The organism is Brevibacillus brevis, from assembly GCF_031583145.1.
Classification (GTDB): Bacteria; Bacillota; Bacilli; order Brevibacillales; family Brevibacillaceae; genus Brevibacillus; species Brevibacillus brevis_E.
Genome location: NZ_CP134050.1, coordinates 4528511 through 4549244, shown reverse-complemented (window position 1 = coordinate 4549244; position 20734 = coordinate 4528511). Strand labels below are relative to the sequence as shown.

Below are 20734 nucleotides of genomic sequence, written 5' to 3'. Positions count from 1 at the left end.
GCAGATGTTTGAAAAAGTTCCTTCCATTATGCTGGGACTCGGTGTTATCCTGTAAGAAAAGTCGAAATATTCATGCCGAACAGAGGAATCGATGACCATGCTTATCATCAAAGACATCCTGCTGCAATTATTGTTTATTATCGTCCCCGTCCTTCTGTACAAAAACGTCTGGCTGGATCAGACGAAGTCGGTCAAGCTGGGGCTGAAAACGTCGCTCGTGATGTTGCTCAGCTCGCTCAGCGTTGTGTTTTGCATGAGCTTTCCCATCCATGTCGACGGCGGCATGCGATTCGATCTGCGCTCCATTCCGCTGATCATCACGATCCTGTACGGTGGCTACCTGCCGGGGGTGGTCGCATCGGCCGTGATGATCCTCTACCGGATCTACTTGGGCGGCGACGGCATTTCCGTGGCCATCGTGGCGTTTTCGGTCTACGCGATTCTTCCGTTCCTGTTGGTGAAGCGCTGGTACGGATACGAGCTGCATAAAAAGCTGGCGATCATTTTCATCATCGGGGTAGTCAAGGAGCTGGTGGCGGACACGGCGACTGTCATCATGCTGCTTCGACAAGGGCTCGGGCTGGAATCGATCGATGAACGATTGGGTCCGATCTTGAGTATATCGATCATTTACGTATTCACGATCGTCGGGATCGTTTACCTGATCGAGTTCATCCGCGAATCGTACATCATCCGGCTCCAGATCGAGCGATCGGAAAAGCTCAATCTGATCAGCGAGCTTGCGGCCAGCGTCGCCCATGAAGTGCGCAATCCGCTGACGGTCGTACGCGGCTTCGTACAGCTGCTGCGGGAAGAGACCAACCCGAAGAACAACGAATACATAAAGCTCGTTTTGACCGAGCTGGACCGGGCGGAGTGGATCATCTCCGACTACCTCAACCTGGCCAAGCCTCATGGGGATAACATGACGCGGGTGGAGATTGGGAATACCGCATCGGAAATTACCGCCCTGATGTCATCCTACGCCGTGATGAACGGCGTGGAGATCGTTCTCGAATCAGAAGGAGAGCTGTACGTCCAGAGCAACTCCGTCAAGCTGAAGCAAGCCTTGATGAATTTGATGAAAAACGGAATCGAGGCGATGCCGAAGGGGGGAAGCCTGCGGGTGAGCACCCGAAAAGAAGGGGTTTTCGTCGTGATCGTGATCAGCGACGAAGGCGAGGGCATCTCTCCGGACCAGATCCGGCAGATCGGGCTGCCCTTTTATTCGACGAAGGAAAAAGGGACGGGGCTGGGTCTGATGGTGACCTGCCGGATCATCGACGCCATGAACGGCACCATCCATTTTGAAAGCGAGCTGGGAAAAGGGACGCGGGTCATCATTTATCTCCCTGTCGAGCTGTAATCGGGAAAGGAGGCGAACATGGACAAGGAGCAGGAATCATGGGAAAAGCTGTTTCACGAGCTGGCTTGCATCCGCAGCGAGATCAAGGCATTCAAGCTGGAGACGCGGGCCGAGCTATACCAAATCAAGGCAGAGCTTCATGAGCTGAAACAATTGCAGAAGCAGATGCAGCTCGCTCGGGAAGGAGAACCCAAATGAACTTTACACGAATAACGGGAGGGCAGCGCTTGCTAAAAGCCGTGCTGGCGATCGGCCTGACCCTATCCCTGGCAGCCTGTGCACAGACGCAGGAAGCAGCGAAACCGACAGAGCCATCGACGCCGGCCCCAGGCACGCAGCCTGCTGAGCCCGCATCCGATACCAAGGGGTCTGGGCAGGTGCTGCGGCTGAACAACTTTACGGAGCCGCTGTCGCTCCATCCTGGATTGATCACGGATGTTTGGTCGTCCAACGTCATTTTCCAAACGTTTGAGGGATTGACCCGAATCGACGAGAACGGAGTGCCGCAGCCGGCGATGGCAGAGAGTATTCAGGCTTCCGATGATCTGTTGACGTATACCTTCAAAATTCGCGAAGGTGCGAAATGGTCCAATGGCGATCCGGTGACGGCCCAAGATTTTGAAAACGCGTGGAAATGGACGCTGGACGCGAAAAACGGCTCCGAGTACGCCTACCAGCTTTTCTATGTGAAAAATGCGGAAGCCGCGTTCAACGGCAAGGCGAAGCCGGAAGAGATCGGGGTGAAGGCACCGGATGACCATACGCTGGTCGTGCAGCTGGAGAACCCGACCCCTTTCTTCCTCGAGCTGACAGCCTTTTACACGTACTTCCCGGTGAATGCGAAGGAGGCGAAGGAGCATCCCGACTGGGCCAAGGAAGCCGGTCCCAACTATACCTCCAACGGGCCGTTCAAGCTGGCCTCGTGGGAACACAAGAACAAGCTCGTGCTGGAAAAGAACGATCAGTACTGGGATGCCAAGTCCGTCAAGCTGGCCAAAATCGAGATGAACATGATCAACGACGCGAATACCGAGTTGTCCATGCTAGAAAACGGCGATCTGGACTGGGCAGGGGCGCCGACGGGCAATCTGCCGCTCGATGCGATGGAGTCCCTGAAAGAAAAGGGACTGCTGGAAATCACGCCGAAGGCAGGCACGTACTGGTATGAATTCAATACGGCGCAAAAGCCTTTCAACAACAAAAAAATACGCCAGGCATTCGCCTACGCAATCAGCCGCAAAGACTTGGTGGAGAACGTGACGCAGGGGGGAGAGCTGGTGGCGACGGCAGTGGTTCCGCCGACGATGTTCCCGGAAAATGAGCAGGGCTTGTTCGCGGACAACGATGTCGCGATGGCCAAGCAGCTTTTGGCAGAAGGAATGAAGGAAGAAGGCTATGCCAGCGTTGACAAGCTGCCGCCGATTACGCTTTCGTACAATACGGAGGAGGCGCAGGCCAAAATCGCGCAGGCAGTCCAGGACATGTGGCAAAAAAATCTGGGCGTCCACGTCAAGCTGGAAAATCAGGAGTGGAATGTCTATTACGAGAACGTGAAAAACGGAAAGTTCCAGGTAGCACGGATGGGCTGGACAGGGGATTTCAATGACCCGATCAACTTCCTGGAGATTTTCCGCACCAAGGAAGGCAACAACCATACGAACTGGGAGAAGAAAGAGTATGCCGACCTGCTGACGGCTTCCTCCAGGGAAGGGGATGCGCAAAAGCGGAAAGAGATCTTGCGAAACGCCGAGAAGATTCTCGTGGATGAGATGCCGGTCATTCCGTTCTACTTCAAATCGACGGTGTACGCCAAAAATCCGAATCTGAAAGGCGTCGTCATTTCCGGGCTGGGGAACGTCCAGTACAAGTGGGCGTATTTCGAATAAGACCATTCACAGAAGAAGGGCTGGCCGCTAGGATGATTCCTCGACCAGCCCTTCGAATACGATGGAGACTTTCTCCTCCATGATTTCTTCCAATGCCCAGGCGCCCTCGCTGCGAACCCAGTCGTACAAGGCGTTGTAGTAAATATTCTCCAGCATATTGGCAGCCACGAGCGGATTGAACTTGCTCTTGAGCTGCTTTTTATCTTGCGCTTCCTCGATGAGGTCCGCAAACAGCTGGCGGAGCTCGAAGTACATGTTCTTTTCGTTTTCGAGCACTTTCCGATGCTTCATCGACGACTCCACGACGACTTTGATGAAATCGAAGTTCGTGACCGTCACTTCATTCATGATTTTATAAATCCGCAACACCTTCGCCTTGCAGTCGTCTCCGTAGTCCCATTCCTCCCGGCGCTCTTCGATTTCGTGCAGCCGTTCGTAGCCCCAGTTGGCGAGGATGGCCTCTTTGGAGGTGAAATGCAAAAAGATGGTGCCGCGGGCGACGTCCGCTTCTTCGGAGATCATATCGATGGTCGTTGCCTCAAAGCCGTGCTGCTTGAACAGCTTGATGGCGGAATTGAAGATTTTTTCCCGCGTTTCCCGCTTCTTTCGTTCGCGTCTGGTAGTCAAAAAGCCGACACCCCCTCGTGTAATAAGCTTGATTATAGCACAATTGTACCGAGTACATGAATGGAACCTGCTTTAGCCGCAAGCGGAATTCCGCAAAAAAGGGATAGACTTCTGAGAAAGTCGATTGTATATTTATATATCATAATGAATAATTATTAATATCGTACCAAGCCGGTAGAGCATGGGGTGGAGGAGTGTACAATGAGTGTTGCAAAAGCGCTGACTGTGCGTCAGGCGACAACCAAAGACGTCGATGCCATGTTGGAGATCGTTAATGAATATGCACAACAGGGGCTGATGCTGCCGCGGACCAAGCTATCTTTTCTGGAGCATCTCCAGTCGTTTATCGTCGCGCATGACGGGGACACGGTCGTAGGCGTGGCGGGCCTGCATATTTTGTGGGAAGACCTTGCGGAAATCCGCTCTCTGGCCATCTCCGAGAAGGCGAAGGGAATGGGAGTCGGCAAGCACCTCGTCCTCCATCTGGTCAATGAGTGCAAGAACCTGGGAATCAAACGCGTGTTGGCCCTGACCTACCAGAAAGAATTCTTTGAAAAGTGCGGATTCTGGGTCGTTGCCAAGGAGACGCTGCCGCAAAAGACTTGGAAAGACTGCATCAACTGTTCCAAGCTGCCGATGTGCGACGAAATCGCGATGATTTTTGAAACGGAATAAGACTTTGGTATAGCCTTCCTTTTTTCTTTTCTGGTACTATATTCATATAAATTATAGAAATATAGAGAATTTTCTACCAGAAGAGATTTCCTATTGGGGGGCTTTACCATGAAGTTAGGGGCGCGCGTACTGATTGTGCTTTTGTTGGCTGGGATTGTGCCGCTGACGGCGGCAGGCGTATTTGCCTATCACGAGTCGAAAAGAGAACTGATGAGTAGCAGCAAGGCAACATTGGAAGCGCTGCGCGACAGCCGCAAGGAACAGGTGGAAAATTACTTCCGGGAGCGTACCCGCAACGTCGATACGCTGGCGGCGTCGAGAGCGGTCATCGCTTCGCTGTCCGCCTTTCGCGGAGTCTGGGAGCAGGGGCGCGAATCGCCTGCGTACCAGGAAGCGGAATTGACGTACACCAAGGAATTGAAGATGGAAGTGGCGCGATACGGATTTGCGAATGCGTACCTCTTGAACGACAAGGGCGAGGTAATCTACGAGATCAAACCGCAAAAAGACTTGGGCACAAACCTCGTGATGGGCATGTACGCGGATTCCGTGCTGGGTCAGACCGTACAAAAGGCTTTCAAAGCCCAAAGTACGGAAATGTCTGACTTGAGCCGGTATGAGCCGTCGGGAAATGCGCCGGGCGTGTTCATCGCGACGCCAATTTTCGACAACGGCTTCATCATCGGACAGCTGGCCGTGGAAGTGTCGCTGGACTACATTTCCCGGCAGCTCAGCATGCGGGAAGGGCTGGGCGACACGGGAAAAATATATTTGGTGGGAGCGGACAAGGTCATGCGCTCCCAACTGGGCGATGACCAGGAGACGATTCTGGTGCAGAAGGTGGACACACCGATCGTGGATCAGGTCCTCCTGACCCAGCAGTTTAAAGGAACGGCAGAAAGTCTGGACTATCGGGGGCAGCAGGTGCTCGTCTCGTACGATCAGGTCAAAGTGGGCAAGAAGACGTGGGCCATTCTCGCCGAAATGGATATGACGGAAATCCTCCGCGGGCCGAGCCGCATCATGAATGCCATGATCGTCTTCAACGGCATCGTCCTGGCAGTCATCGTAGCCATTTCCCTGTACACCGCCGGTTGGCTCCGCCGCTCGTTCCGCGGAATGCTCGAAGTGGCGGGGCGAATCGGACAAGGCGATTTCGCCAGCCCCGTGCCGTCCTGGCTGCTGCGGCGCCGGGATGAGATCGGGGAGCTGGCCAGGTCCCTCCTCTCCATGCGGGACCAGCTGCTCGGGATTTTGCAGCAGGTCAGGCAGGCGTCGGCTTCCGTCTCCGAAGCTGTGCGGGAAATTCACGGCAATACGAGCGAGATCGCTTCCTCCAGCCAGCAAATCGTGCAGGTGGTAGATCACGTAGCAGCCTCTGCCGATAATCAAATGGGCAAGATGGGCCAGACATTGCAGCTGGCAGTGGACCTCACGAACGATGTGGCGGGAGTGACGGAAAACGTAGAGCAGGTCTCGCTCTCTTCCCGCGAGATGAAGCGCCATGCCGAAGAGGGCAGGCAAGCCGTGACGGCTGTCATCGACAGTATGGAGGCGATCAATCAATCGGTAGAGTCGGCTACAGACGTCATTTTCGCGCTGGAGAAACGCTCGCAGGACATTTCCCGGATCATCTCTGTCATCAGTGAAATCGCCAGGCAGACGAATCTGCTCGCGCTGAATGCCGCCATCGAGGCGGCGCGGGCGGGAGAACACGGGAAGGGCTTCGCCGTCGTAGCCGGAGAAGTGCGAAAGCTGTCCGAGGGGACGAATGAAGCTGCTCTCCAGATCGCGAGCATGCTTGGCGATGTGCAAAAGGACACGTCCGCTGCCGTGGCGCGGATGGCTGAAGGAGCGCAGACCACCGCGCACGGTTTGCGAACGGCGCGGCAGTCGGGCGAAATGTTCCAGCGAATCGAGCAAAACATCCTCCGGGTCTCGCAGGAAATGGAGAGCGTCAGACAAGCGTTTACACGGATGGCCCCTGAAGCCAGGCAGGTAGTGGCTGTCGCCGAGGAAGTGTCGGCTGCGTCCGCCCAAGCTGCGGCAGGTGTGCAGACCATCTCGGCGGCTGTAGAGGAGCAGAGCGCGTCCATGGAGCTGATCGTACGCTCCGCTGACCAGTTGGCGGCGCTTGCGGACGAATTGCGCGGATCCTTGGCTGCGTTTGTCTTGGCCGAAGAGTAAGACGGGCGGAGATTGGCTGAAAAGCTGGTCTCTGCCCGTCTCTTTTTCGGCTGGGGAAGGATATATGGACCAAAATGTTGAATGATAAGGACGATGGAGAGTTTCAGGCCGGAGGGACGTAAGCGTGCACAAACTAGACTGGGAACTATATCTGCTGCCGTTCGAGCAAGCTGTCGAAGAAATCAAAGTCAAAATTAAAAATATCCGTAACGAGCTCCGCAAGCGCAAGGAGCATTCACCTATCGAGTTCGCCGTCGGGAGGGTCAAATCCATCCCGAGCATTTATAACAAGGCCAACCGCCTGCAATTTCCGATCGATGAAAACATCTGCTGGGAAATTCGCGACATCGCAGGAGTACGTGTCATTTGCCAGTTCATCGATGACATTCCCGCTGTCGTAGAAATGATTCGCAAGCGCGGCGACATGCGCGTCTACCTGGAAAAGGATTACGTGTCGACACCGAAGGAGAGCGGGTACCGCGGCTACCATTTGGCTGTGGAGTATCCGATCATGATGGCGGGCGGACAGGTGACCATTCCGGTAGAGATTCAAATACGTACGCTCGGGATGAATTTTTGGGCGACCATCGAGCATTCCTTGAACTACAAATACGAAGGCATCATCCCATCCAACATCCGCCAGCGGCTGTTCGAAGCAGCCAAGGCTTCCTACAAGCTGGACAGCGAAATGAACAACATTCGCGAAGAGATCAAAGAGGCGCAGGCCGAATTTACGAAAAAAGAAGTGCCGATGGACTCTCTGCTGTCGTTGGTAGAGCTGGACCTCGACATCGATGCCGGGATGGAGAATATGAGCAAAAGCGAAGGGGAAGAACACGACGATGACAACCATTAATTGGCTGGAAGAAACGCTCAAGCGCAAAGAGGATCTGATCAAGACGACACAGTCCTTTTTGCAAATCAAAAGCGTGCTCGATCCGTCAACGGCGAGGGAAGGGGCCCCGTTTGGCGAGGGTATAAGGCAGGCGTTGGATTTTGCACTCGGGGTGTGCGAAGAGGCGGGCATGACCATCAAAGACGTAGGGGGTTATGCAGCGCATGCCGAATTCGGCGAGGGCGACGAGCTGATCGGGATTCTCAGCCACGTGGATGTCGTTCCGGAGGGCGACGGCTGGAGTACGCCGCCCTATGCAGCCGAGATCGTGGAGGGCAAGCTGGTGGCGCGCGGTGCCATTGACGACAAAGGCCCCACGATGGCCGCCATTTTTGCCGCCAAAATCGTGAAGGAGCTGGGACTTCCCTTGTCCAAGCGCGTACGCTTCATTTTCGGCACGGACGAGGAATCGAACTGGCAGTGCGTCAAAACCTATTTTCAAACGGAAGAAATGCCGACGATGGGCTTCACTCCCGATGCGGACTTTCCGCTTATCTACGCGGAGAAGGGACTTACCGATCTGACGCTGTGCCAAACACCAGCTGCTTTCGCAGCGAAAGCGCTGCCGGAAGCGGACGGCGTACAGGCGAAACTCGTCCGGCTGCAGGCGGGCCTGCGCATGAACATGGTGCCGGACAAAGCGGAAGCGGTCCTCGTGCCGCAAGGGCTGGACGCTCAGACGATCGCCCAGCGATACCGTCAGCATCTGGAGGATCATCAACTAACCGGTTCGGTTCAGGAAACGGATGGCCGCCTCGTTCTGCAAATGGAAGGGAAATCCGTACATGGGATGGATCCGGGAAAAGGCGTGAACGCTGGAACGGAGCTGATTCACTTCCTGCATGCGCTCACACTGGATACTCGCGCCACGAGCTATGTTCGTTTCGCGGACCGATACCTGTACCGCCAGCATTACGGAGAGGCGCTGGGGATTGCTCGTCACGACGAAGAAATGGGACCCCTGACCCTCAACACCGGCGTGCTGGAGTACGACGCCGAGGGCGATGCGATCTTCCGCCTCAACATTCGCTATCCGCATTCGGTCACGTTTGACGAGTGGTCATCCGTCCTTTCCGCACATGCCGCCAAAGCGGCGTTTGTTCTGGAAGTGGTCGAGCATTTGACTCCTCACCGCGTCGATCCGAACCATCCGCTGGTGACGACCTTGCAACGCGTCTACGCGGAGCAGACCGGAGAAGAGGCCGGCATCATCGCCATCGGCGGTGCGACGTACGGCCGCTCGCTGGACGTAGGCGTCGCATTCGGTCCCCTGTTCCCCGGACGCCCGGACAGCGCCCACCAACGGGACGAATACATTTTGGTCGATGATTTGATCAAGGCTACGGCGATCTACGCTCAGGCCATCTATGAATTGGCAAAGTAACAGGAATGGAAGGAAAGCGGGTGTGCCCTCAAGGGGCATGCCCGCTTTTTTGTACCGATAGGAATTGATAAAATTGCCATTCAGTATAAGGGCAACATAGCGAGACTTCGAACACGGTGAGCTAGCGAGACTTGTGCCCTTTGGGTACCGCGGCTCCGCCAAAAGGCATGGCGGACTGCTGTCAAGATTCATAAATCACTTCAAACAACGTTCCCACTTGATCTGCCATGACATTTGGAGGATAGGGCATTCCGTTTGCGATCCACCATTCCACTACCCCTACGTAAGCCGATGCCACAAAATGAACAATCACCTCCTCACTGACCTCGTTCATTCTTGCTTTTGTTTTGCGAAGTTCATTCTTGAACGCTTCGATTTGATACTCCAGGAATCGACTGCGAAAATACGGCGTTCCCTGATTGGCCAGCATCGTCGAAAAAAATGAATAATGACTTTCCAGGTATTCAAAGCAGATCTGAGTTGCCGGCCTCCACTCCATTTCACAAGCGGTTTCGCTTACTTTTCGGAGATTGTTTATGGATTCTTCCATGAGCTTATCCAATAGGTCGAATTTGTCTACGTAATGAAGGTAAATGGTTTTTCGGCTTACATCTGCTTTATCGGCGATGTCTTGTATCGTAATTTGATCAAAGTTTTTTTCAGTCATCAATTCAATCACCGCTTTTTTTATCGCTTCTTGCGTTTTGATGATTCGTCGATCCACTTTTGACATTTGGAAACCCCGTTTCTTTAAAATAAATACACATTTTTTTGCTGCGTGTGTATTAATCCACGAATTCAAGCAATCTGGTCATTGTAAGCCAGGCTTTGAATTGGGATAATACATATGTGTTTCTTAATAGACTAATGTGTATTATACACAAGAAGCTGGGTTTATAAAAAACAATTTGAGAGGAGTAAAAATATGTCACCAATAGATAATTATATTTTTCGGTTGAGCGATAAGGTAACCAGGAAATCCGTTTCATACAAAACCAGGTTTGGGATAACAATTGCGGCAGATCTCTATTTGCCAAAAGATTTTGATGAGTCCAAGAAACACGCAGCCGTTATTGTGGGTGCGCCTTATGGTGGTGTGAAAGAGCAGGGCTCCGGTATCTATGCTCAAAACATGGCAGAGCGTGGCTTTGTGGCTCTTGCATTTGACCCATCGTACAACGGATACAGCAGCGGAGAGCCGCGCCACCTTTCTTCGCCTGACCTGTTCGTAGAAGACTTCAGCGCAGCTGTTGATTATGTCGGTACGCGACCATTTGTAGACCGAAATCAAATGGGTGTAATCGGTCTGTGCGGCAGCGGTAGTTTTGCAATCAGTGCAGCGCAGGTTGATCGGCGCATCAAAGCGATCGCTACGGTCAGCATGTACGATATTTCCCGTTCGACACGCAACGGTTTTAAGGACTCGTTCACCGAAGAAGATCGCAACCGAATACTCGATGCGGTTGCCGAGCAACGCTACGCCGAATTTGAGGGCAATCCGCCAGCGCTGACCGATCGAGGCGCACCTATTGGATTTGATGATCAAACTGACCCCATCGGTCGTGAATTTGGCGAATTTTATTCTACGCCTCGTGGGTACCACCCAAACTCCATTACCCAATTTACCGTGACAAGCACGATGTCATTTATGAACTTTCCCTTGCTTGCGTACATGAAATCGATCTCGCCGCGACCGATTTTGTTCATCGTGGGCGAGCATGCTCACTCACGATACTTTAGTGAAGATGCTTACGAATCGGCTGCAGAACCAAAGGAGCTGTACATCGTACCACATGCAGGACACGTTGATTTGTACGACAAGACGGATGTGATTCCGTTTGACAAGTTGGAAGCATTCTTTACCGAGAATTTGAAGAAGTAGCGAAAGACGCTTTTGGTGATGCCTAATTCACCTCTTTCCGAATTAAAAACGGACGAGTGGAACAGTATGGTGGACGTTAATATAAAAGGCGTATTGAATGGTATCGCTGCAGTATTGCCAACATTCATATCGCAAAAGTCCGGACATATCATCACGACTTCTTCAGTAGCTGGGCTTAAAGCTTACCCAGGGGGTGCGGTTTATGGCGCAACAAAGTGGGCTGTTCGCGATTTAATGGAAGTCTTGTGTATGGAATCTGCCCAAGCAGGTACGAACATCCGAACAGCAACGATTTATCCGGCAGCGATCAACACGGAATTGTAGGGGACGATTACGGATAAGAATGTCTCGGCAGGTATGACTGCGTTGTACGAACAATATGGGATTTCACCTGATCGAGTCGCCAATATTGTTGCCTTCGCAATAGACCAGCCGGAAGATACGAACGTGAATGAATTTACAATTGGGCCAACAAGTCAACTTGGGTAATCATTACAAGGTGAAAATAATAGTAGTGACGATATATTTTCTAAGGCGAAGGCTGTCGGGAAGACCTGACAGCCTTTTCATTCGAAAGCTCTCCTTTACGCAACTACAAAATGATACGTCACGAAAAGTAGGAGATCCATTTAATGGCGAACCGAAATAACTTGCTGATTTTTCACAGTAACCATCGGTGTCTTTGGCATCTTACTTATCGAAATGGGGGTTATTGGGTGATTGCCTTCCTTAGCTGACCACTATCACGTCAGCATAGCAAAAGCGGGATGGCAGGTGAGCCTTTTTGCTCTTACAATTGCTGTATCTGGACCAACAATGCCGCTATTGTTTTCCGGGATCAATCGCAAGAGGGTGCTGTTTACATCCTGTTATTCCTTACCGGTCAGTTTACTTTCATTTGGGGAATATTGCTGGGGAATCATGGCGAATATGAATCAATATTTGAGTGCGTCCTAAGCTCATCATTGCTCCCAAGTTTCGTGACGATCCTACTCAGAACCTATATGTATCGTCCTGAAAAACAAATTTCTGTATCACCCAAAAAGGAGGTTGCAAGATGTCGATGGATCAAAAGGTTGCCCTTGTCACCGGCGGGAATCGGGGAATTGGATATGAACTGGTCAAACAATTGGCTTTGAATGGGTTTCATGTGATTTTGGCAAGCCGGGATCCGGAAATGGGGCGAAGAGCTGCGCAAACCCTTGCGGAATCAAATCTTGACGTTTCGTTTGTAGGGATGGATGTAGACGATCCAAAAAGCATACGCCAAGCGTCGATTACCGTAAATGAGCGGTTTGGAAGAGTAGACGTATTGATCAATAATGCTGGCGTGTATGTGGATGGAAATGAAACGTTAATGAATCAGGAACCATCCATATTGGAGAAAACGATGGCAACGAATTTCTTCGGGGCTTACCATGTGATCCGTTACTTTCTTCCTCTCATGGAAAAGCAAGGCTATGGAAGAATCGTTAATGTTTCCTCCGAATATGGGGCGATGAGGGAAATGTCATATCCAGGAGTAGGCGCTTATAAGTTGTCGAAGCTTGCGCTGAATGGATTGACACGATTGGTAGCTGCAGAAATCGCTGGTGACATCAAAATAAATGCGGTCGATCCGGGATGGGTACGTACAGATATGGGGGGACCCTCAGCTCCAAAAACCCCCAGGCAAGCCGCCGAGTCTATTGTTTGGTTAGCGATGATTGGACCAGATGGACCCAACGGAGAATTTTTCAAAGATGGGAAACGAACAGATTGGTGATCAGATGGGAACAAGCTGCCGATTTAAAAACAGCGGCCTGTCCAGAACTTGATGATCGACGAACAAAAAGCGACCCCGTGAAAATCCGAGGCCACATCTTTGCTGGTATAACTAGAGAGGGGCTTTTTCCAAGCCGAACGAATTGCCGCTATCGCTGATGCTCGACCCAAATAGGCAAGCTCTTCAAGGTTTGCCCCATCGGCGAATCGGTCAAGTGCTCGAGAACATCAAAGCCTTCCACCGGACGAATATCCGCAAACCGTTTCACAAAGGACGTCATCGCGATGTTTGCTTCCATGCGAGCGAGCGGGGCGCCCAAACAGAAATGGGGGCCCGCGCCAAATGTGAGATGGTGCTGATTCCCGGGGCGATGGATATCGAATTCCTCCCCGTGGGGAAAATGAGTCTCATCCCGGTTGGCTGCCCCCGTCCACACCATGATCATTTGCCCTTTCTTCATTTCCGGCCCGAAAATGTTGGTATCCTGTACCACCTTGCGATCATTCGTAGAAGGGAAGCGGAATCGCAGCACTTCCTCGATCAGCTTGGGAACCAAGAACAGGTCAGATCGCAGCTCCTGATATACTGCCGGCTTGTCAAACAGCATGCAATAAAACGTATTGGAAATCAGGGTCGTGGTCGTTTCATTTCCCGCGCCGAGCAACCCGATGGCGGACATGACCACTTCTTGATCCGTCAATCGTTCCCCCTCGAGCTCGGCTTTCGTCAAATCGGAGAGGATGTCATCGGCGGGATGCTTCCGTTTGTCCACCACGATCGGATACAGGTATTCGTGAAACTCCTGCATAGCCTGCCCCTTTTTTGCAGCCGTGTCCTCAAAAGTTTCTTTCGCATAGGGAAGAAAGAGAATGTCCGACCAGGTTTTTATCTTCACACGATCCTTTGTCGGAACACCGAGCAATTCCGCAATGACCGTAACCGGGAGCGGGATGGCCAGCTTCTCTACGATGTCAACGGTGGAGTGTCCTTCCATCTCTGTGAGCAATTCGTCCACGATGGTTTGAATACGCGGCTCCCACGCTTCCAAGGTGCGCGGAGTGAAGGCTTTGGCCAGCAGCGCCCGTCGATTTCGGTGCTCCGGCGGATCGACAAAATTGACGTTGCTCCGGTTGTCCATGATCCTGGGAATGGGGATGAAGCTGCGTTCCTTTTTGTTGGAGAAGTATTCATGATCAAACAACACACGTTTGGCATGGTCGTATAAAAACACGTTCCAGACATCCTGTTCGGCATCGTAATAGACAGGCTGGTTCTCCCGCATTTCTTTGTACCAACCGTACGGATTCCATTGCGCCTGCCTTGATCGTAGATTCGATATTTCTTGCAGAAGAATCGTTTGCTCCGTTGCCATCCTGCTTCCTCCCCGTATCATTCTGAGCGACCCCGATCGTATTCCAGAAATCGGACTCCTGTAGTCACTTTTCCATTTGCAAGAGATTTTCATGCTTGCAATAAATACCAGCTGGCGAAGTGGAAAGAAGCCCAGACGAGTCAAGAGACAACAAAGCCAAAGTTGGAAATCCTTAATAAAAAGGCCCTGAAACAAAGCTGATAAAGCGCGACAAACCCACAGCTGTCCAGGAAAAAGGGGAACACGCCCGAGCGGCCACCCATGAGAAGCTTCCTAGAGACGACAACTTTGGCCGCCGTTCCCCTTTTGGAGAGGAGCCGGCCAGAGAAGCCCCTACGCAGTGGCCCTACCAACCTGGAGCGTTTTCGCCTTTTTCCGCCCCCGGCACTGAGGTCTGAACGAAAAGGGAGAAGACAACAAAGCGATACCTACACATGATTTTGCAAAAAGTGCTTTAAAACAAAGCTGAAAAAGCTCGTCCAAGCACCCCAGCTGTCCAGGAAAAAGGGGAACACGCCTGAGCGGCCACCCATGAGCGGCTTCTCTGAGACGACAACTTTGGCCGCCGTTCCCCTTTTGGAGAGGAGCCGGCCAGATAAGCCCCTACGCAGTGTCCCTACTAACCTGGAGCGTTTTCCCGTTTTTCCGCCCCCGGCACTGAGGTCTGAACGAAAAGGGAGAAGACAACAAAGCGATACCTACACATGATTTTGCAAAAAGTGCTTTTAAACAAAGCTGAAAAAGCTCGTCCAAGCACCCCTGCTGTCCAGGAAAAAGGGGAAAAAAGCGAAGGTATTAGGGACACGACCCAGGCGGAGCGGAAAAAGGGGAACACGCCTGAGCGGCCACCCATGAGAAGCCTCATTGAGACGACAACTTTGGCCGCCGTTCCCCTTTTGGAGAGGAGCCGGCCAGAGAAGCCCCTACGCAGTGTCCCTACTAACCTGGAGCGTTTTCCCGTTTTTCCGCCCCCGGCACAAAAGTTCGAGCGAGCAGAGGGAGGACAACGAAGCTCTACCCGCGGACTTTTTACAAACACGGAGAGTTCAGTTGTTTTTTTACAACGAGTCCTTTAGTATAGGTAGGATAGGATTTCAGGCGCGACGGAACATCGCCTGAGGAAAGGCCCATATTCGCCACCTGCTGTCCATGCAGTTCGAGGTACAGCGAAGAAGGCCGCTTGTGATGTGAAAGGAAGTGGATACCATGGCAAAATCGTTTGCGTCTTTTGGGTTTCGACCGGAGCTGATGCAAGGGATTCAAGACCTGTACTATAAAGAACCAACCGCCATTCAGGAAGAAGCGATTCCGCTCATTCTGGAAGGCAAGGATGTGATCGGACAAGCGCAGACCGGGACCGGGAAAACCGCTGCGTTCATGCTCCCGATCCTCCAGCGTCTGGAAGAGGGAAAACGGGACATTCAAGCCCTGATCCTGACGCCGACCCGCGAGCTGTCGATTCAAATTGCCAAGGAAGTCGAGAAGCTCGGCAAGCACCTGAATGTCAATGTCCTCTCGCTGCACGGTGGTACGGATATCGACAGGCAGCTCAGCAAGCTGAAGGAAACCGTCCATATCGTAGTCGGCACCCCAGGTCGCGTACTGGACCATATGAAGCGTGGATCCCTGCACTTCGGCCGCATCTCTACCCTGGTTTTGGATGAAGCGGACAAAATGATGGAGATGGGCTTCCTCGAGGACGTCGAGCAAGTGATCGTCCATACTCCCACGCAGCGTCAAGTGCTGCTGTTTTCGGCGACTATGCCGGATCTGGTGAAAAAACTGGCGCATCGTTTCATGAAACAGCCGCCGCACATCAAGATCGAAGGAAAACAAAAAACGGTAGAGCGCATCGAGCAGTTTTATTACGTCGTCAACCAGAGCGACAAGACTGATGCGCTCGTCGACGTGCTGGAGCAAGAGCAGCCGTTTTTGACCATCATTTTCGCCAACACGCAGGTGCGCGTCCAGCAATTGACGGCCCGCCTGCAGGAAAACGGTTTAGCGGCCCAGGCGCTGTACGGCGATTTGTCCCAAAACAAGCGGGAACAGCTCATGAGGCAGTTCCGCGATATTCGTTTCCAATACTTGATCGCGACGGACATTGCGGCCCGCGGTTTGGATGTAGAAGGCGTGACGCACGTGATCAACTACGACCTGCCGAATGACGTGGAGAGCTACATTCACCGCGTCGGACGGACGGGACGAGCAGGGCAGACAGGGAAGGCGATTTCGCTCATCTCCCCGCGCCAAAAGAACCTGATGGGACGTTTCGCCAAGGCGACCAAGGCTTCCATCGAGGAACGGATTTTGCAAGCCGGCCGCCATCTGGACGCAGGCCGCCGCCAGCGCGCCGAGGAGCGGGAAGCCCACTTCATCCAACTGCGCGAACAGCAGCAGAAAGAACAAAAGAAAGAAAAAGACAAAGAGTTCGCTCCTGTCCGTGAAGCCTTGAAGAAAAAGACGAAGGTCAAACCAGGCTACAAAAAGAAGCTGGCCCGCGAGCTGGATGAATTGCAGACGAAATACGAGAAAAACCGCCAGCGCGCCGAGGCGATCGCCGCCCGCAAAACCGGCAAGGCAAATCCGGCCAACAAAGCAGGCCAAGGCGGAGCAGGCAAACCTGGCAAGGGTCAGGGAGGAAGGCCGTCCCGTCCGTCTGCGGGAAAGGGCAAATCGAGAGGCTAGGCTCATGCAGGCACCAAGAGAAGACCGTCCGCATCCAGTGAGGATGCGGGCGGTTTTTTGCATGCGTAAAAAGTTTAGGAGGAGCGGGCAGTAGCGGGAGGGTTACATAAAAAATATAAGAAGTGCAGCAAATTTCTTATATTTTTACGGTTGCTCGGTAGAATTTCCCTAAATACTTTACGCTTCCGTATAATGGAAAGAAAAGGAGGGAAGCGGATGGACCGGGTGGACGAAGAAATTTTGCGGCTGCTGAAGCAAAACGGGAGAATGACCAGCTCGGAAATCAGCAAGCGGGTGCACTTGTCGGTGCCGGCTGTCGCGGAACGGATCCGCAAGCTGGAGGATTCGGGGATGATCGAGCGCTTTACGGTTCGGCTCAATCGGGAGCAGACCGGACTGCATTTGCTCGCCTTTATCATGGTGGAGTTGGAACGGCCGGAACATATCGTTGGCTTTCGCGAAAGGATTCTCGCGACCGACAGCGTGCTGGAATGCCACCACATGGCAGGATCGTACGACTACCTGCTGAAAGTGGCGCTCCCCGGCACCAGAGAGCTGGAACAGCTGATCTCGCAGACCATCAAGCAGATCGAGGGCGTGGCCAAGACCAACACGATGATCGTCCTCTCGACGATGAAAGAGGAGATGTGAACGGATGGCGCTCGTAAACGGCTGGCTCTTTGGAATGCTGCTTCAACTGTCCGTCGGTCCGGTCTGCATCGCGGTGCTGCAGCGATCCCTGGTCTTTGGCTTTTGGCAGGCGTGCTGGGTGGCCCTGGGTGTCGCATTAATGGATGCTTGCTATATGGCGGGAGCGATTCTGGGGCTCGGCGTCCTGCTGCAGGTGGGGTGGGTCAAACCAATCGTGATGGCCGGCGGAGCACTTGTCTTGCTCTGGTTTGGAATCGGCAGCATTCGCTCCAGGGCAGTGACACCCATCGCGCAGGCAGCGGCAGCCAGCTACGGAACCTGCTCCGCTCGTTCGTGGGAAAAGGAAAGCGCCGCAGCAGCGAGAGCCCGGGAAAGCTTTGCTCACGGGATCGTCTTGACGCTGGCCAATCCGCTGACCATTCTGTTCTGGGCAGGCGTATTCGGCTCCTTGCTTTCTTCCCGGGCCCTTGCGGACAAAGGAACCTTGCTCGCTTTCGCCACGGGCTGCATACTGGCTACGCTGACATTTCTGACGGCCGTCAGCGCGCTAGGGACGTATGTTTCGAGATGGCTTGAGCCTGTCTGGCTGAAACGGTTGAATATCCTTGTGGGGGTGGCACTCATCGGGTTCGCCTTGATTCTGCTGTGGAATGCGTGGTCGTCGTGAAAGGTGGTTTTCCCCTTGGGGAAATGTGGGTAATATAGAGAGGAGTGACCCCTTCGCGCGCAAAACAGCCAAGTACATGGTGTAAGGAGAAACAGTGATGACGGACAGATGCCTGAAGTGCGGAAGTGAAATGAGCCCGTATGATTACACGTGCAAGGTATGCGGGGAAAACGATCGGGACGAATACCGGATGATTCGCAATTATGTGAGGAGCTTCCCGAATTCGAATGCGATGCAAATTGCCAATGCAACCGGCATCTCCGTGTCCAAAATCTTGCGCTATATCAAAAACGGCTCCCTAACAGTCGTCGACAACCAGTCCCGTAGAGGGAGATAGCACGCGCACTGAGCCAAAAACGAAAGAATAAGCCCACGAAATCGGAAGGCAGCCCGCCTCTCCGCTGTCCGTGGGCTTCTTTTGCATAAACTACAGCCAGCGCAATCCTTTGGGGTAATGATTTTTCAATTGACCATCCGTCTGTTTGCCCCAGCCGATGGAATAACCGTCTACCGTTACAAGTGTCCAGCCGTTCGCCCCTTCCCGGCTGAGGGCTTCCCCCTTTAAATACCGGAGCAAATCGGGATCGTCCGCCGAATAGGAAGCGGTTCTGGCAGCTTCCTCGGCAGTCAACGCCAGCGCCAGGGCATGGCTCGGCTCCAAGCGGTTCTTTTTGACGGTGCCGAGGTGCAGACCGACGCGCAATACCTTGATTCCTTCTACATCCACCACCGGGGCGGGTGTAAAGTAGAGCTGCTCGCCGAACAGAACGAAGGCTGCATCGTTGTCGGTAGGCAGGGAAAAGCGGGGCAGGGCATCGTCGGCAAAGCTGCGCCATGCTGCTATCGCTTCCTTGCGCCCGGCGGGTACGGATTTAGCGGTGCGCTTTTCCTTTTTTCTTTTGGGGGAGTCGATGTCTTTTGCCTCATCGCTTTTTTGCAGTCTGGCGAGAAAGTGTCCTTCACCGTCGAGGAGATGGGGCCACAGCCGAGCCGTTTGCGTCAAGTCCGGTGTCTCCGGCGTCCCCCACTGCGGGATGCCGCTGGAGAAGTGCGCGCGGTTTGGCAGCACAGTGAGGGCAAACTCCGGATGCCGTTCGAGAAAATCTACCATGGATTGCTCGTTTTCCAGCGGAGCGAACGTGCAGGTGGAGTACACCAGCGTCCCGCCCGGCTTCAACATGGCGGCGGCTGCGTCCAGGATCTCGATTTGCATCCGATGGCACTCGTTCACTTTTTCCGGCGACCATTCGTCGATGGCTTCCGGCAGCTTGCGGAACATCCCTTCGCCGGAGCAGGGCGCATCGACGAGGATCCGGTCAAAAAACTGCGGAAATCTCTCCATGAGCCGCTCAGGCGTTTCGTTGGTGACGATTGCGTTTCGCACGCCGCATCGCTCCAGATTTTCGGACAACGCCCGGGCGCGCACCGGATGGATCTCGTTGGCAACGAGGAGGCCCTGTCCTTGCAAGGCTGCGGCGAGCTGCGTCGACTTGCCACCAGGGGCCGCGCACAAGTCCAGAATCGTCTCGCCGGGCTGCGCTTCCAGGCACTCCGCAGCCGACATGGCACTTGGCTCCTGCAGGTAGTACAAGCCGGCGGAGTGGTAAGGATGCTTGCCAGGCCGCGCGCCTTCCGGATAGCGGAAGCCGTTTTTGCACCAAGGCACAGGGGTCAGCGGAAACGGCGTGATCTCAAGAAATCGCTCCCTGGCGATCTTCAAGGGATTGACGCGCAATCCGTGGGAAACCGGTTGTTCGTACGAGGCGGCAAACGCGTCGTATTCGTTTTTCAGCAGCATTTGCATGCGTTCTGTAAAGGCAGAAGGTAATGGTCGTATCATGGTAGCCTCCGTTGTCAAAAAATGGCCGATTGGGAGAGGAAAAGAGAGAATCATGGCGAATCTTAGAGAATGAGGTGAGAGCATATATGAAGGGATCCCGTGCGGAACGCTACCGCTCCCGGCGGAGGAACGACTCGGAAGTCAGCCGGTTTTGGATCATGGGGTTGCTTTTCTCACTGCTGGTGCTCGCTTTTGAATTATTGATCGAGATTCCCGTCGACGCAGATTGGCTGCAGGAAATGGAGATGGCGCTGTTTTCCGCCAGCTTTACCTTGCTCGCCTTTTACCTGCTGGGTCTTACCTTTGTCTTTTCGCGTGGCCAAAAGGCAGGGAAGATCAATCACCAGGTCATTATCTACGTTTGGCTGGGAGCGATTCTGTTTCACCTGTTCCTGCTCATCAGCAACTTGTCCAATCAGCATGTCTACAAAGCAGGGATCATCTTATTTTTAGGCCCTTTGTTCCTGACTGTCTACCATTTTATCACGTACTTGTCCGCTTTGCGCGAGGACCGTGCGCAACAGGAGGCAGCTACGGGCGCTTCCCTGGAGCGAATCGCCTACCAGACGATTTTGGAAGGCAGCAGGGTATACAGTGAAATAGGCCGATTGCGGTCGGAATACCCCGAAGTGGAACAAATGCTGAGAGCCAACGACTTCCACAACAAGCTGGAACGCTACGCCCTGGAAATGCAGCAGTACTTGCAGGCGAAGAAGTTTGAGCGAAAAGACGTGGAGCTGCTGGAGGGGCACTATTACTTTTTGGAAAACCTGCTGACATTGGCAAAACAGCATCCAGGCATCATCGAATCACGAGCGTTTGCCCGTCGCGAAGATTAATGGATCACGC

Annotated in this window: 18 protein-coding genes and 2 pseudogenes; 16 read left to right on the top strand and 4 right to left on the bottom strand. The window is 53.3% G+C overall.

Features of this window, described 5'->3' with window-relative positions:
- The first annotated feature begins 97 nt into the window (after positions 1-97).
- From RGB73_RS22690 to RGB73_RS22680, 3 genes are read left to right on the top strand one after another with little or no spacing between them, the layout of a single operon-like run.
- Positions 98-1366, top strand: a complete 1269-nt coding sequence (locus tag RGB73_RS22690) for an ATP-binding protein (protein WP_310764989.1) — start codon at positions 98-100, stop codon at positions 1364-1366.
- An 18-nt stretch (positions 1367-1384) separates the two neighbouring features.
- On the top strand, positions 1385-1564 hold the full coding sequence (locus RGB73_RS22685) for a hypothetical protein (protein ID WP_310764988.1): 180 nt from the start codon (positions 1385-1387) through the stop codon (positions 1562-1564).
- Positions 1561-3252 carry a peptide ABC transporter substrate-binding protein gene (locus tag RGB73_RS22680; RefSeq protein WP_310764987.1) on the top strand — a complete coding sequence of 564 codons (1692 nt, stop codon included), beginning with the start codon at positions 1561-1563 and terminating at the stop codon, positions 3250-3252. The genes RGB73_RS22685 and RGB73_RS22680 overlap by 4 nt, the downstream gene beginning before the upstream one ends.
- A 27-nt stretch (positions 3253-3279) precedes the next feature.
- On the opposite strand, the gene RGB73_RS22675 is transcribed toward RGB73_RS22680, so the two are convergent.
- Positions 3280-3879: a TetR/AcrR family transcriptional regulator gene (locus RGB73_RS22675; RefSeq protein WP_310764986.1), complete on the bottom strand. Its 600-nt coding sequence runs from the start codon at positions 3877-3879 to the stop codon at positions 3280-3282.
- Between the two features lie 201 nt (positions 3880-4080).
- Here RGB73_RS22675 and RGB73_RS22670 point away from each other — a divergent pair, with 201 nt between their 5' ends.
- The 4 genes from RGB73_RS22670 to pepV all read left to right on the top strand — a co-directional run bounded on the left by RGB73_RS22670 (position 4081) and on the right by pepV (position 9020).
- On the top strand, positions 4081-4554 hold the full coding sequence (locus tag RGB73_RS22670) for an N-acetyltransferase (RefSeq protein ID WP_310764985.1): 474 nt from the start codon (positions 4081-4083) through the stop codon (positions 4552-4554).
- A gap of 108 nt (positions 4555-4662) precedes the next feature.
- Positions 4663-6741, top strand: a complete 2079-nt coding sequence (locus RGB73_RS22665; RefSeq protein WP_310764984.1) for a methyl-accepting chemotaxis protein — start codon at positions 4663-4665, stop codon at positions 6739-6741.
- A 124-nt stretch (positions 6742-6865) separates the two neighbouring features.
- The gene (locus RGB73_RS22660) at positions 6866-7597 is read left to right on the top strand and encodes a GTP pyrophosphokinase (protein WP_310764983.1); all 732 of its coding nucleotides are present in this window, start codon (positions 6866-6868) and stop codon (positions 7595-7597) included.
- The gene (pepV, locus tag RGB73_RS22655) at positions 7584-9020 is read left to right on the top strand and encodes a dipeptidase PepV (protein WP_310764982.1); all 1437 of its coding nucleotides are present in this window, start codon (positions 7584-7586) and stop codon (positions 9018-9020) included. Before RGB73_RS22660 ends, pepV begins: the two co-directional genes overlap by 14 nt.
- Before the next feature lie 181 nt (positions 9021-9201).
- Here the strand turns inward: pepV and RGB73_RS22650 are convergent, their stop codons facing one another.
- Complete coding sequence (locus RGB73_RS22650; RefSeq protein ID WP_310764981.1) at positions 9202-9753, bottom strand: TetR/AcrR family transcriptional regulator; 552 nt, start codon at positions 9751-9753, stop codon at positions 9202-9204.
- Between the two features lie 192 nt (positions 9754-9945).
- Here RGB73_RS22650 and RGB73_RS22645 point away from each other — a divergent pair, with 192 nt between their 5' ends.
- From RGB73_RS22645 to RGB73_RS22630, 4 genes and pseudogenes are all read left to right on the top strand, one after another.
- Positions 9946-10902: an alpha/beta hydrolase gene (locus RGB73_RS22645; RefSeq protein WP_310764980.1), complete on the top strand. Its 957-nt coding sequence runs from the start codon at positions 9946-9948 to the stop codon at positions 10900-10902.
- A gap of 15 nt (positions 10903-10917) precedes the next feature.
- Positions 10918-11391, top strand: a pseudogene (locus RGB73_RS22640) (SDR family oxidoreductase); the annotation flags it as partial.
- Between the two features lie 143 nt (positions 11392-11534).
- Positions 11535-11760 (top strand): annotated as a pseudogene (locus RGB73_RS22635) (MFS transporter); the annotation flags it as partial.
- Between the two features lie 199 nt (positions 11761-11959).
- Positions 11960-12667, top strand: coding sequence for an SDR family oxidoreductase (locus RGB73_RS22630; protein WP_310764979.1), 708 nt, complete (start codon positions 11960-11962; stop codon positions 12665-12667).
- 148 nt (positions 12668-12815) lie between these two features.
- On the opposite strand, the gene RGB73_RS22625 is transcribed toward RGB73_RS22630, so the two are convergent.
- Complete coding sequence (locus RGB73_RS22625) at positions 12816-14039, bottom strand: cytochrome P450 (protein WP_310764978.1); 1224 nt, start codon at positions 14037-14039, stop codon at positions 12816-12818.
- A 1206-nt stretch (positions 14040-15245) separates the two neighbouring features.
- Here RGB73_RS22625 and RGB73_RS22620 point away from each other — a divergent pair.
- The 4 genes from RGB73_RS22620 to RGB73_RS22605 all read left to right on the top strand — a co-directional run bounded on the left by RGB73_RS22620 (position 15246) and on the right by RGB73_RS22605 (position 18382).
- Positions 15246-16727, top strand: coding sequence for a DEAD/DEAH box helicase (locus RGB73_RS22620; protein ID WP_310764977.1), 1482 nt, complete (start codon positions 15246-15248; stop codon positions 16725-16727).
- Positions 16728-16943: 216 nt separating this feature from the next.
- Positions 16944-17378: an Lrp/AsnC family transcriptional regulator gene (locus RGB73_RS22615; protein WP_310764976.1), complete on the top strand. Its 435-nt coding sequence runs from the start codon at positions 16944-16946 to the stop codon at positions 17376-17378.
- Positions 17379-17382: 4 nt separating this feature from the next.
- Positions 17383-18045 carry a LysE family translocator gene (locus tag RGB73_RS22610; RefSeq protein ID WP_310764975.1) on the top strand — a complete coding sequence of 221 codons (663 nt, stop codon included), beginning with the start codon at positions 17383-17385 and terminating at the stop codon, positions 18043-18045.
- Positions 18046-18142: 97 nt separating this feature from the next.
- The gene (locus RGB73_RS22605) at positions 18143-18382 is read left to right on the top strand and encodes a hypothetical protein (protein ID WP_310764974.1); all 240 of its coding nucleotides are present in this window, start codon (positions 18143-18145) and stop codon (positions 18380-18382) included.
- A gap of 90 nt (positions 18383-18472) precedes the next feature.
- Here the strand turns inward: RGB73_RS22605 and RGB73_RS22600 are convergent, their stop codons facing one another.
- Positions 18473-19885, bottom strand: a complete 1413-nt coding sequence (locus RGB73_RS22600) for an RsmB/NOP family class I SAM-dependent RNA methyltransferase (protein ID WP_310764973.1) — start codon at positions 19883-19885, stop codon at positions 18473-18475.
- 86 nt (positions 19886-19971) lie between these two features.
- On the opposite strand from RGB73_RS22600, the gene RGB73_RS22595 reads away from it, so the two are divergent.
- Positions 19972-20724, top strand: a complete 753-nt coding sequence (locus RGB73_RS22595) for a hypothetical protein (RefSeq protein WP_310764971.1) — start codon at positions 19972-19974, stop codon at positions 20722-20724.
- Positions 20725-20734 lie beyond the last annotated feature (10 nt).